This is a genomic window from Curtobacterium sp. L6-1, from assembly GCF_018885305.1.
GTDB lineage: Bacteria > Actinomycetota > Actinomycetes > Actinomycetales > Microbacteriaceae > Curtobacterium > Curtobacterium aetherium.
On sequence record NZ_CP076544.1, the window covers coordinates 3218763 to 3231321 of the forward strand.

Annotated in this window: 10 protein-coding genes; 8 read left to right on the forward strand and 2 right to left on the reverse strand. The window is 73.6% G+C overall.

The window, feature by feature from the left end; genetic code table 11:
* Positions 1 to 140 precede the first annotated feature (140 nt).
* The 6 genes from KM842_RS14940 to KM842_RS14965 all read left to right on the forward strand — a co-directional run bounded on the left by KM842_RS14940 (position 141) and on the right by KM842_RS14965 (position 9378).
* Complete coding sequence (locus KM842_RS14940) at positions 141 to 2180, forward strand: cell division protein PerM (RefSeq protein ID WP_216259572.1); 2040 nt, start codon at positions 141 to 143, stop codon at positions 2178 to 2180.
* 29 nt (positions 2181 to 2209) lie between these two features.
* Positions 2210 to 2803: a phosphoribosylglycinamide formyltransferase gene (gene purN / locus KM842_RS14945; RefSeq protein WP_216259574.1), complete on the forward strand. Its 594-nt coding sequence runs from the start codon at positions 2210 to 2212 to the stop codon at positions 2801 to 2803.
* Positions 2800 to 4437 (forward strand): bifunctional phosphoribosylaminoimidazolecarboxamide formyltransferase/IMP cyclohydrolase, encoded by a 1638-nt coding sequence (gene purH / locus KM842_RS14950; RefSeq protein WP_216259576.1) that lies wholly within the window; start codon positions 2800 to 2802, stop codon positions 4435 to 4437. Before purN ends, purH begins: the two co-directional genes overlap by 4 nt.
* 584 nt (positions 4438 to 5021) lie before the next feature.
* Entirely contained in the window at positions 5022 to 6848 is a 1827-nt protein-coding gene (locus tag KM842_RS14955) for an ABC transporter ATP-binding protein (RefSeq protein ID WP_216259578.1), read from the forward strand.
* 119 nt (positions 6849 to 6967) lie between these two features.
* On the forward strand, positions 6968 to 8776 hold the full coding sequence (locus KM842_RS14960) for an ABC transporter ATP-binding protein (protein WP_253206386.1): 1809 nt from the start codon (positions 6968 to 6970) through the stop codon (positions 8774 to 8776).
* A gap of 131 nt (positions 8777 to 8907) precedes the next feature.
* On the forward strand, positions 8908 to 9378 hold the full coding sequence (locus tag KM842_RS14965) for a DUF805 domain-containing protein (protein WP_216259581.1): 471 nt from the start codon (positions 8908 to 8910) through the stop codon (positions 9376 to 9378).
* Here KM842_RS14965 and KM842_RS14970 read toward each other — a convergent pair.
* Together KM842_RS14970 and KM842_RS14975 are read right to left on the reverse strand one after the other, a co-directional pair.
* Positions 9375 to 9734 carry an MGMT family protein gene (locus KM842_RS14970; protein WP_216259585.1) on the reverse strand — a complete coding sequence of 120 codons (360 nt, stop codon included), beginning with the start codon at positions 9732 to 9734 and terminating at the stop codon, positions 9375 to 9377. The two genes, KM842_RS14965 and KM842_RS14970, sit on opposite strands and share 4 nt — an antisense overlap.
* 8 nt (positions 9735 to 9742) lie before the next feature.
* A complete protein-coding gene (locus KM842_RS14975; RefSeq protein ID WP_216259587.1) occupies positions 9743 to 10195 on the reverse strand; it encodes a GNAT family N-acetyltransferase in 453 nt (150 codons plus the stop codon).
* A gap of 81 nt (positions 10196 to 10276) precedes the next feature.
* Between KM842_RS14975 and KM842_RS14980 the strand changes: the two genes are divergently transcribed.
* Positions 10277 to 11548, forward strand: coding sequence for an ROK family transcriptional regulator (locus tag KM842_RS14980; RefSeq protein WP_216259588.1), 1272 nt, complete (start codon positions 10277 to 10279; stop codon positions 11546 to 11548).
* 41 nt (positions 11549 to 11589) lie between these two features.
* Positions 11590 to 12438 carry a PhzF family phenazine biosynthesis protein gene (locus KM842_RS14985; RefSeq protein ID WP_216259590.1) on the forward strand — a complete coding sequence of 283 codons (849 nt, stop codon included), beginning with the start codon at positions 11590 to 11592 and terminating at the stop codon, positions 12436 to 12438.
* The last annotated feature ends 121 nt before the right edge of the window (positions 12439 to 12559 follow it).

Consider the following 12559-nt stretch of genomic DNA (forward strand, 5'->3'; position numbering starts at 1 on the left):
GCACGCGACGGGACCGGTGCGTGGCACCGGTCCCGTGGGACGCACCGCCTCCGGACGGGGTGCTCCCGACGAGCACCGGTCTTCCGCCGGAGCCGCGCGGCACCGGCGAGCGAGCAGGCCGCGGCCGTATCCTCGCTGCGATGAACCGCCTGGGAACCGCTCTGCTCGCCGTGATCGAAGCGATCGTGACGGTGGGCGTCGGCGTGGGCATCGCGCTCGTCCCGCTCACCCTGCTGTGGGCGTTCGAGTACGGGCTCCAGGTCGACTGGGACGTCTTCTGGACCGCCGCCGGCAACGTCTGGCTGATCGGGCACGGGGTCGACGTCACGTTCTCGCTCGGTGCCGCTGCAGCGGAGGCCACGGGGCTCTCCGGCGCGTCCGCACCGATCGTCGTCACCCTCGCCGCCCTCGGGTTCGCCGTCGTCACCGCGTGGCTCGGCGGCCGTGCCGGGCGTCGGCTGGCCGAGACAGAGCACCGCGTCACGGGCGTCCTGGTGGGCACGGCGTCCGTCGCCGCCCTCGGACTGCTGGTGGCGCTCACCTCGACGACGACCGCCACCCACCCCGCCGTCTGGCAGGCGGTCGTCCTGCCCGCGCTGTGGTTCGGTGTGCCCGCGGTCGTCACGGCCGAGGTCTGCCGACGTCGCCGCGGGATGGCCGCCGACCCGGTGACCGCCCGCGTGGTGGACCTGGTCGGACGCATCCCCGCGGTGTGGCGAGCGGTGGTCGGCTTCGGGCTGCGCGCCGGGACGGTCGCGACCGCCTGCGTCGTGGCGGTCGCCGCCGTGCTGGTCGGGCTCCTGTTCCTCGGCTCCTTCGCCGAGGTCATCACGCTCTACGAACGCTCGCACGCGGGCCTCGTCGGGGGCATCGCCCTGACGGTCGGCCAGCTCGCGTTCGTACCGGACTTCATCGGCTGGGCGACGTCGTGGCTCGTCGGGCCGGGCTTCGCGATCGGGTCGGGGTCGTCCGTGTCCCCGATCGGCACGACGCTCGGACCGCTGCCGGCACTCCCGGTGCTCGGGGCACTGCCCACGTCCGGGCACACCTTCGGCCTGGTCTGGATACTCGTCCCCGTCGTGGCGGGCTTCGCTGCCGGTGGTCTCCTGCGGCCGCGGCTCGTTCGGGCACTCGGAGCGGCCGACTCGGCCCTGCACCGGGCGCTCGGCGGTGTCGCCACGGGGCTGGTCGCCGGGCTGCTGACGGGCCTGCTCGCCGGGATGTCCTCCGGCTCGATCGGACCCGGACGCCTGGCCGAGGTCGGTCCGCACGCCCTCGTCGTCGGGGCCCTCGCGGCGCTCGAGGTCGGGGTCCCCGCGGTGGTCGCCCTCGCGATCGGCAGCGACCTCGTCCGGTTGCCCGAGCGGTCCTGGATCGGCGAGCGCTGGCACGAGGCCGAGGACGACGCCGCCACCGCGGACGCCACCCCGGAGCACGGCTCCCTCATCGCCGCGCTCGACGCAGCCGGCGCCGGGCGGACCACGGACGTGCACCGCTTCGTCGTGGACGAGGTGCACGAGCCGGTGACCCACGCGTCCGAGCCCGCGGCGGCCGACGCTGCTCGTCCGACCGAGACCGCACGCGCGACCGAGCGCGACGCCGACCACGTGATCGAGCCGACGACCGACGTCCCGCTGCCCGACTGGGCACGGACCGACGCCGTCGCCGGTGACCGCCTCACCGCGCCTCCGGCCGACGGCGCCCCCGCGAGCGGCCTCCGCGACAAGCTGCGGTCGGCTGCGTCCGGAGCGCGCGACCGGGCAGCCGACGTCCGCGACCGGGCCGGCAGCCTCCGCGACCGGGCCGGCAGCCTGCGCGACCGCGTCGGCGACCTGCGCCACCACGGCGGGGCGGACGGCCGGCCCACCGATGGTGATCGCGGCGACGGCGCTGCCGCCGGCACGGCGGACGCGGGCTCCGGTGGGACGCCCACGCCGCCGGTCCCGACGCACTCCGACGAGCAGCCCGCCTTCCCGTGGAGCACCGAGGAGTTCGTCGCCGGCCGTGACGACGCCGACCTGGACGGCATCGACGACCCGGCTCCCGCGCGCCCCGCCGCGTCGCCCGGCCCCACCGCCTGGTCGGGCAGCGCACGCCCGGCGGGCTGGGACACCACGGACCAGATCCCGGACGACGAGCTGCCGTGGTGGCGGCGCCCGAAGGACGACCCGGACGCGTGAGCCCGACGCGCTCCCGCTAGGGTTGTGCCGTGCTCGAACTGGTCGTCCTGATCTCCGGTACCGGGTCGAACCTCCGAGCCCTGCTCGAGGCGACCCGTGATGCCGAGTACCCCGCCCGCGTCGTCGCGATCGGGGCGGACCGTGACGCCGAGGGCCTGCAGCTCGGCGAGGAGTACTCGATCCCGACCTTCACGGTCCCCTTCACCCGCTACGCGACCCGCGCCGAGTGGGGCGAAGCGCTCGCCGAGCAGATCCGCCCGTGGACGCCCGACCTCCTGGTGCTCTCCGGCCTCATGCGCCTGCTGCCGCCCGCGGTCGTGGCCGAGTTCGGGCCCTCGGTCATCAACACGCACCCCGCGTACCTCCCCGAGTTCCCCGGAGCCCACGGGGTGCGCGACGCCCTGGCCGCCGGCGTGACCGAGACCGGGGCGAGCGTCATCGCGGTGGACGACGGCGTCGACAGCGGACCGGTCCTGGCGCAGGAGCGGGTCCCCGTCCTGCCGCACGACACCGAGTCGACCCTGCACGACCGCATCAAGCCCGTCGAGCGCCGGCTGCTCATCCAGACCGTCCTCGACATCGCCACCGGACACATCGACCTGAAGGGCACCACCCCCGCATGAGCGTGCACGCCGCCGACCCCAGCCTGTACCGCGACCGGGACGTCGTGCCCGTGCGCCGCGCCCTCATCTCGGTGAGCGACAAGTCCGGTCTCCTCGAGCTGGCCGGTGCCCTCGCCGACGCCGGGGTCGAGCTCGTGTCGACGGGGTCCACCGCGCAGACCATCCGTGACGCCGGGTACGCCGTCACCGACGTGGCGAGCGTCACGGGCTTCCCGGAGTCGCTCGACGGCCGCGTGAAGACCCTGCACCCGGCCGTGCACGCCGGGCTCCTCGCGGACCTGCGCCTGGCGTCGCACGAGCAGCAGCTCGCCGACCTCGGCATCGCGCCGTTCGAGCTGGTGGTCGTCAACCTGTACCCGTTCGTCGAGACCGTGGCCTCGGGCGCCGACACCGCGACCGTCGTCGAGAACGTCGACATCGGCGGCCCGGCCATGGTCCGCGCCTCGGCGAAGAACCACCCGAACGTCGCGATCGTCGTCTCCCCGTCCTCGTACGCCGAGGTCGTCGAGGCCGTCCGCGCCGGCGGCACCACGCTCGAGCTCCGGAAGCGCCTCGCCGCGCACGCCTTCGGGCACACCGCCGCCTACGACACCGCGGTCGCGGCGTACTTCGCCTCCGACGTCGTCGCGGCCGACGGGTCCGCTGCGGTGGACGCCGCCGGCCAGGAGGCCCGTGCCGCGTTCCCGACGTCGCTCACGCTGTCCGCCGAGCTCGCCGACACGCTCCGCTACGGCGAGAACGCGCACCAGGCGGCGGCGCTGTACACGAGCACGGCCGGCACCGGCATCGCCCAGGCGACGCTGCTGCACGGCAAGGCGATGTCGTACAACAACTACGTCGACGCCGACGCCGCAGTCCGTGCCGCGTACGACTTCAGCGAGCCGGCCGTCGCGATCATCAAGCACGCCAACCCGTGCGGCATCGCGGTGGGTGCCCCGGACGCGGTCGACCCGATCGCCTCCGCGCACGCCGCCGCCCACGCCTGCGACCCACTCTCGGCGTTCGGCGGGGTCATCGCGGCGAACCGTCCGGTCACGCTCGCGATGGCCGAGACCGTGGCGGACATCTTCACCGAGGTCGTCGTCGCGCCCGCGTTCGACCCCGAGGCGCTCGAGGTGCTCTCGCGGAAGAAGAACATCCGGCTGCTCACCCTGCCGTCGGACTTCGCACTCGACGACCGTGAGGTCAAGCAGGTCTCCGGTGGCTTCCTCGTGCAGGACGCCGACCGCTTCACCGGCTTCGACCAGTCCACGTGGACCCTCGTCTCCGGCGAGCCCGCCGACGAGCAGACCCTCGCCGACCTGGCCTTCGCGTGGAAGGCGTGCCGTGCGGTGAAGTCGAACGCGATCCTCCTGGCGGACCAGGGCGCGAGCGTCGGGGTCGGCATGGGCCAGGTCAACCGGGTCGACTCGTGCCACCTCGCGGTGAACCGCGCCGGGGACCGCGCTGCCGGATCGGTCGCCGCCTCCGACGCGTTCTTCCCGTTCGCCGACGGCCTGCAGGTGCTGCTCGACGCCGGTGTCCGTGCCGTCGCCCAGCCCGGCGGCAGCGTCCGCGACGAGGAGGTCATCGCGGCCGCGACGGCAGCCGGCGTGACGATGTACTTCACGGGCGAGCGCCACTTCTTCCACTGAGTCCGGTCCGACCGGCACGCCGTTCGGCGTGCGTCGACGAGCGAGCAGCCAGCACGAGGTGCTGGTTGCGCGCTGAGAGTCTCGGCCGATAGTCTGCAAGGCTCCGCGGCCTTCGCCGACGACCGCTCCACGGGTCGGCGGCACCACGGACACGACGGTGACGAAGACGACGACTGGAGTGACGATGGACACGACGACCGGCACCACGGCAACGGCTGCCCGGACGGAACGGACGTCCACCGGCGGGACCACTCCCGACGCCCGGCCCGCCCTGCGGGCCGCCGCGCCGTACCCGTCCGCGGGGACGCCCGTCGTCCCGGCGCCGCACACCGCGTAGGGCTGCCCCCGCAGCCACCGGGCCGCAGCGGGCCCAGCAGGACCGAGCGCGAGGGACACGTGTCCCTGTCGCTCCCGACCAGGGGACCACCCGTCCACCGACCGACGCCGGACCAGCGGCGGCGGTCGCCGACGCGGGTGGACGCCTGGGCGACCAGACCACGCAACGCACCCCGGGCCTCCCGGCCGGTCAGGACGAGACCCGACCGACCGGCGTGACCCGGCACGAAGCACGAGGACGCAGAAGCATGTCCCAGGTACCCCACCGGGAACCGGCGCCGACACCGGCGCGCCCCTCCACCGCCCGCGCACTCGCGCGGCTGTGGCCCTACGTCAGGCCCTACCGATGGCGGCTGCTCGGCGGGATGCTGGCGGCGCTCGGCGCCTCCGTCGTCGCGCTCGCCATCCCCTACGTCCTGCAGGCGCTCGTCGACGGACCGCTCGCGTCCGGCGACGGCGGCCTCATCTGGCCCGCCGGCCTCGGCGTCCTCGCACTCGGCGTGCTCGAGGCGTTCTTCATCGCCTCCCGCCGGAAGATGGTCATGCGGCCGTCGACCCGCATCGAGGCGAGCATGCGGAACGCCCTGTACGCCAAGCTGCAGGACCTGCCGGTCGCGTTCCACGACCGCTGGGAGTCCGGGCAGCTGCTGTCCCGCTCGGTGTCCGACCTGTCGCTCATCCGCCGCTGGTTGGCCTTCGGCATCGTGCTGCTCGTCGTGAACGTCGTGACGATCGTCATCGGGTTCGCGGTGCTCTTCACCTTCGGGTGGCAGCTCGGCCTGATCTTCCTCCTCGCGTCGATCCCGGTGTGGGTGAACAGCGTGCTGTTCGAGCGGAAGTACTCGATCGTCGCCCGCCGCAGCCAGGACCAGGTCGGCGACCTCGCGACGAGCGTCGAGCAGTCGGTGCACGGCATCCGCGTGCTCAAGGCGTTCGGGCGCGGTCGGTACAAGCTCGACGAGTTCGCCGAGCAGGCCGAACAGCTGCGGGGCACCGAGATCGAGAAGGCCAAGGCCATCGCGGCGATCTGGCTGTGGCTCCTGCTCGTGCCGGACGTGGCGTTCGCGCTCTGCCTGCTCGCGGGCATCTGGCTCGCCAGCCAAGGGGACCTCAGCGTCGGCCAGCTGTTCGCGTTCTTCGCGACCGCCACGGTGCTGCGCTTCCCGATCGAGTCGATCGGCTTCTTCCTGTCGATGACCTTCGACACCCGGACCGCCGTCGACCGCTACTTCGAGGTGATGGACTCCGAGAACACCATCACCGACCCCGCGGAGCCCAGGACGATCGCCGAACCGCACGGTGCGCTGTCGTTCAACGCCACGCACTTCCGCTACCAGGACTCCCCGGCGCAGTTCCCCGACCTGGTGGACGGCGTCGAGCTGCACCTGCAGCCGGGCGAGACGATGGCCCTGGTCGGGCTCACCGGCTCCGGCAAGACCACGCTGCTGGCGCTCGTGCCGCGGCTGTACGACGTCACCGGCGGCTCGGTCACGATCGACGGCGTCGACGTCCGCGACCTGACACGGGCGGACCTGCGTCGGCACGTGGCGGTCGCGTTCGAGGACGCCACGCTGTTCTCGTCGAGCGTCCGCGACAACGTGCTGCTCGGGCGTCCGGACCTGTCCGGGGACGAGGCCGAGCGGGTCATGCGCGAGGCGCTCGACATCGCGCAGGCGTCGTTCGTCGACGACCTGCCCGAGGGCGTCGACACCATGGTCGGCGAGGAGGGCCTGTCCCTCTCCGGCGGGCAGCGGCAGCGACTCGCCCTGGCGCGGGCGATCGCGGCCCGGCCGAGCGTGCTCGTCCTCGACGACCCGCTGTCGGCGCTCGACGTCGACACCGAGGCGCGGGTCGAGGCCGGCCTGCGTCGGGTCCTCGCGGAGACGACGTCGCTCATCGTCGCCCACCGTCCGTCGACCGTGACGCTCGCCGACCGGGTGGCGCTCATGGAGGACGGGCGCGTCACCGCCGTCGGCACGCACGCCGAGCTGATGGCCACCAACGAGCACTACCGATCCGTCATCTCGTCGCTCGACGACGACGACGCGAAGGACCGACAGGAGGCGATGGCATGAGCGACGACCAGGACGCACGGGTGACCGTCGACCAGGGACCGCAGTCAGGCGCGGAGCCGGTCGCGCAGGTCGGCACCGGCACGCAGGCGGCCGAGGGAGCAGCCCCGGTCACCGCGTCGATCACGGTGCGCGGTGTCCGCGGCGAGGAGCGCGAGGACTTCACGAAGTCCGAGAGCCGTCGCCTGCGGCGCCGGTCGCTGTCCCTGCTCGGCTCCCTCGCGGCACCGCTCCGGGCGCGGCTGTGGGGGATCGCGGTCGTCGTCGTGCTCGCGACCGCCGGCCAGGTCGCGGGGCCGTCCCTCATCGCGTGGGGCATCGACCACGCGCTCCCCGCCGTGCTCGACCGCGAGGACTGGGCCCCGGCCTTCCTCGTCGTCGGGTCGTACGTCACGATCGCGGTCGTCGGCGCGGTCCTCACCGCCTGGTACACCGTGCTCTCCGCGCGCATCAGCCAGGCGATCCTGTTCGACCTGCGGAAGCGGGTGTTCCTGCACACGCAGCGGTTGTCGCTCGAGTTCCACGAGACGTACACGTCGGGCCGGATCATCTCGCGCCAGACGAGCGACCTCGACTCGATCCGCGAACTGCTCGACTCCGGGTTGAACCAGCTCATCCAGGGTGTGCTGTACATGCTGTTCACCGCGGTGGCGCTCGTGCTGCTCGATCCGACCTCGGGCCTGGTGCTCGCGATCGCCCTCGTGCCGCTGTGGTTCCTGACCCGGTGGTTCCAGCAGCGCTCGCAGCAGCTGTTCCGGTCGACCCGCACGACGAGCGCGCGCGTGATCGTGCACTTCGTCGAGACGATGACCGGCATCCGGGCGGTGCAGGCCTTCCGCAAGGAGTCCCGCAACGAGACCGAGTACGGGGACCAGGTCGAGCAGAACCGGCAGGCGAACGCGCGTGTGTTCAACCTGTTCGGGATCTTCGACCCGGGCCTGGTGCTCATCGGGAACGCCACGCTCGCGGCGGTCGTCATCATCGGCGGCTTCCGGGTCGTCGGCGGGTCGCTCGAGATCGGCGCGCTGCTGGCCGTCGCGCTCTACGCCAAGCGGTTCTTCGACCCGGCGCAGGAGCTCGCGATGTTCTACAACAGCTACCAGTCGGCCTCGGCGGCGATGGAGAAGATCTCCGGCGTCCTCGAGGAACAGCCGAGCGTCCCCGACCCCGCGAAGCCGGTCACGCTGCCGAACGCCGTGGGCCGGGTCGACTTCGAGCACGTCGAGTTCGCCTACAAGGAGGACCGGGTCGTGCTGCCGGAGTTCGACCTGCACATCCCGGCGGGGCAGACCATCGCGCTCGTCGGGTCGACCGGTGCCGGCAAGTCGACGCTCGCGAAGCTCATGGCGCGGTTCTACGACCCGACCGCGGGCAGCGTGACCCTGGACGGCGTGGACCTGCGCGACCTGGACCCGAAGGACATGCGGCGTGCGGTCGTCATGGTGACGCAGGAGGCGTACCTGTTCTCCGGCTCGGTGGCGGACAACATCGAGCTCGGACGCCCGGGTGCCTCGCGGCGCGAGATCGAGGCTGCGGCGAAGGCGGTCGGTGCCCACGAGTTCATCACGGCGCTGCCCGACGGGTACGACACCGACGTGAACAAGCGCGGCGGCCGTGTGTCGGCGGGGCAGCGCCAGCTGCTGTCCTTCGCCCGGGCGTTCCTGGCGGACCCGAAGGTGCTCATCCTCGACGAGGCCACGGCGTCGCTGGACATCCCGTCGGAGCGACTGGTGCAGGAGGGTCTCGAGACCCTGCTCGCCGACCGGACCGCGGTCATCATCGCCCACCGGCTGTCGACCGTCGCGATCGCCCACCGGGTGCTCGTGATGGAGTACGGCCGGATCGTCGAGGACGGCACGCCCGCCGACCTCATCGCGGGCACGGGACGCTTCGCCCAGCTGCACGCGGCCTGGCGGGACTCGCTGGTCTGACCGCGTCCATCGCCCCGACGGCCCTCTTGCGCCCCGCCACGCACATCGCGCCCCGTCCCGACGGGGCGCGATGTGCGTCCGGGGGTGCGTCCCGCCCGGGCCGGGGCGGGTGACCGTGGTTGGCTGGGGGGATGAGCAGCAACGACGTCCAGCCGGGAGGCGTCGCCCTGCGCGACCCCTTCGTCGGTGCCCCCTTCGCCGAGGCCGTCCGGCGGTTCTGGCGGAAGTACACGGTGTTCACCGGTCGGGCGTCCCGCTCCGAGTTCTGGTGGTGGTGGCTGACGTCGTTCGCGATCGGCCTGGTGCTGCAACTCGTGCCGCAGGCGTTCACCCCGGACGCCCCGCTGCTCGAGAACCCCGTCGGGTCCTACCTGTTCGTGCTCTGGGCCCTCGTGACGCTCGTCGGCGGACTGGCCCTCGGCGCCCGGCGGCTGCACGACGTGAACCTGTCCGGCTTCTGGCAGTTCCTGCACGTGCTCCCGGGCATCGGGTCGCTCGTGCTGTCCGTGTTCTTCCTGCTGCCGTCGAACTCGAAGGGCACGCGGTTCGACCTGCAGCCCGGCCCGGTCACACCCGGCCCGGGGACGTCCACGCGGCGCTAGTCCGGCCGGCCGGGCGCGGTCGGCGACCAGCGCGCACGGCGCATGTCGAGCCTCCAGGCCGTCGCGTCGTCGACCGCACGGGTCGGTCGCAGCGGGGTGCCCTCCGCGCGGTAGTGCTCGAGGGCACGCGCTTCGTGGTGGACCGGGGGCAGCCCGCCGGCCCGGACGACCCGCCACCAGGGCAGGTGCGCACCCTCGTGGGCCATCACCTTCCCGACGGCACGGGACGCGCGGGAGCCGAGTACGGCGGCGACGTCGCCGTACGTCATCACGCGGCCCGGCGGGATGGCGCGGACGACCTCCGCGACGGCGGCACCGAAGTCGTCGGGGTCCCCGTCGGACGGCGGTGCCGACACGACGACGCCTAGAGCGTCAGCGTCGCGAAGTGGTCGCCGTACTGCGTCTCGCCGACGACCTGGAAGCCGAGCGCCTCGAAGAACGCCGCCGGGCTGCCGGCACCGGGCTCGTAGACCACGGTCAGGCGCTCGAACCCGCGCTTGCGGGCCTCGTCCGCCAGACCGTGCACCGCGAAGCGACCGACACCACGGCCCTGCGCGTTCGCGGCGACGTTGACGCGCCAGATGCAGCTGCGGAGCTCCTCCTGTACGTTCTCGGCGTCGAAGCTGCCGATGATGAGGCCGACGACCTCGTCCCCGTCGAGCACGACGCGGGGCCACGAGGCGGTCGGCTTCACGTCCGACTCGGCCTGCGCGTACGAGGTCGGCTGGACGAACTGCTCCTGCCCGGGCTTCAGCGTCAGCGAGTTGGCCGCTGCGGCGGTCGCTGCGGAGAGTTCTTCGAGGCGGAGGTCCGTCATGTCGGTCAGGCTAACGGTGCGAGCGGGGGTGATGCCAGCGGTGCGACGGCGGATCCGCGCTCCGGCGGTATCGTCACTCGGGTGGCGGAGCATCGGCGTGGGGCGAACCTGCCGTCGTTGGGTGGATTCAACCGCACGGTCGTGCTCGACGCGATCCGCCGGTCCCCGGGCGGCCTGAGCCGCGTCGAGCTCGCCGCCGGCACCGGCTTGAGCCCGCAGACCGTCTCGAACGTCACCCGGTTCCTCATCGACGCCGGCATGATCGTCGAGTCCGGCACGGTCGTGTCCGGGCGCGGCAAGCCGCGCACGATCCTCCGACTGGAGGCGCGCAGCCGGTTCGCCATCGGGGTCCACGTCGACCCCGCGGTCGTCACGTACGTCCTGCTCGACCTCGCCGGGTCCGTGGTCGCCGAGTCGACCACCTCGACGCCGAGCGCCGAGGACCCGGACCAGGTGGTCCGGACGATGGCGGCCGCCGTCGACGGACTCGTCGGCGGGGCCGGCGTCGCCCCCGACAGCGTGCTCGGCGTGGGCATCGCCTCGCCCGGACCGATCGACGCGGCGGCCGGCATCGTGCTCGACCCGCCGTTCCTGCCGCGGTGGCGCGACGTGCCGCTCCGCGACGCGCTCGGCGACGCCACCGGCTACCCGGTGCTCCTCGAGAAGGACGTGACCGCGGCCGCGGTCGGCGAGGTGTTCCTGGCGCGGGAGACGGCGGCGCGGGACTTCGCGTTCGTGTACTTCGGCACGGGGTTCGGCGTCGGGCTCGTCCTCGACCACGAACCCGTGCGCGGCTCGGGGTCGAACGCCGGGGACGCCGGACACATCATGGTCGACCAGGGGTCGCTCGCCGGGACCCCCGACGGGAGCGGCGGTCGGGGCGAGGTCGGGGCGACCGTGACACCCGACCGGCTCGTGCGGATCGCGGCGGAGCGGGGCGTGCCACTCGGCGACGGCGGTGGTGCCGGCGTCGGGGCGGACGGCGACGTGGACCTCGCCGCGGTCGACCGGGCGTGGGACGGGCTCGGCGCAGCGGTCGACGCGGGGGATCCGCTCGCGACGGCGTTCGCCGCCGAGGTCGGTGCCGTCATGGGGCGCGCAGTGGTCGTCATCGTGAACCTGCTCGACGTCGACCGGGTGGTCTTCGGCGGGCCGTTCTGGGCCCGGATCGCAGCGGCGGCCCTCCCGGCGGCGACGGCGGCGATCGCCGGGTCGCCGATCCTGGTGCCGAAGCACCCGGTGACGGTGGTCGAGAGCCCGCGCGGTGCCGACGTGGCCGCGGTCGGGGCCGCGTGCCTGGTCCTCGACGCGGCGCTGTCCCCGCGGGCGAGCACGATGCTCATCGCGCACTGAGCGCGGCCGCGGTGGCCGCGCCTGCTCGGTACGCTCGGGCGGTGCAGTCCGTCGAGGTCCTCCGGTACACCGCGTTCGCCGACCCGCAGGCGCCCGGCGGCGGGAACCCCGCGGGCGTCGTCCTCGAGGCGGCGGGCCTGACGGACACCGACATGCTCGCGATCGCCGCACGGGTCGGCTACTCCGAGACCGCCTTCGTCACGGCTGCCGACAGCGGCCGGGTGCACGTGCGGTACTTCTCGCCGGCCGCCGAGGTGCCCTTCTGCGGCCACGCGACCGTCGCCCTCGCGGTGGCCATCGCGGAACGGCAGGGCGTCGGCGCGCGGGTGTTCGTGACGGCCGCGGGCGACGTGGCCCTGACCGCGACGACGACCGACGCCGGGGTGCAGGTCGCGATGACGAGCGTCGAGCCGGCGGCCAGGCCGATCCCGGCGGAGCGGCTCCTCCCGCTGCTCGAGGTGCTCGGACTCGTGCCCGCCGACCTCGACCCGGAGCACCCGCCGCTGGAGTCGTTCGCCGGCAACTGGCACCCCGTGCTCGTCCTCGCCGAGGCGGACCTGTTCCACCAGTTCCGCTTCGCGCCGGACGTGCTCGCGGACCGCATGCGGCGGAGCGGGTGGCCGGCGACGGTGACCGTCCTGCACCGGACCGGGGCGGGGGAGTACGAGGCGCGCAACCTGTTCCCGGTCGGACGGATCACCGAGGACCCGGCCACCGGATCGGCTGCGGCGTCGGTCGGGGCCTACCTGCGGGCGGTGGGGCGGGCCTCCGCGGGCGACCGGGTCGTGATCCGACAGGGGCGGCACGTCGGGCGGCCGAGCCTGCTGCTCGTCGACGTGCCCGCCGCGGGCGGCGTCACGGTGACCGGCGGCGCCACGCCGATCCGGTAGCCGACCGCGGCCGAGTCGCGGCTGTCGGGCCGGCTCGTCGCAGCCGACCGGGGCGACCGTTCGCGCTGCGCGACGACGTTCGCGCCCGCGCGGCCGAACGGTGTCGATCAGCGCGAATGCC

Coding starts and splice junctions, on each gene's coding strand:
- KM842_RS14940 (WP_216259572.1), top strand. CDS start 141: ATGAACCGCCTGGGAACCGCTCTGCTCGCCGTGATCGAAGCGATCGTG.
- purH (WP_216259576.1), top strand. CDS start 2,800: ATGAGCGTGCACGCCGCCGACCCCAGCCTGTACCGCGACCGGGACGTC.
- KM842_RS14955 (WP_216259578.1), top strand. CDS start 5,022: ATGTCCCAGGTACCCCACCGGGAACCGGCGCCGACACCGGCGCGCCCC.
- KM842_RS14965 (WP_216259581.1), top strand. CDS start 8,908: ATGAGCAGCAACGACGTCCAGCCGGGAGGCGTCGCCCTGCGCGACCCC.
- KM842_RS14975 (WP_216259587.1), bottom strand. CDS start 10,195: ATGACGGACCTCCGCCTCGAAGAACTCTCCGCAGCGACCGCCGCAGCG.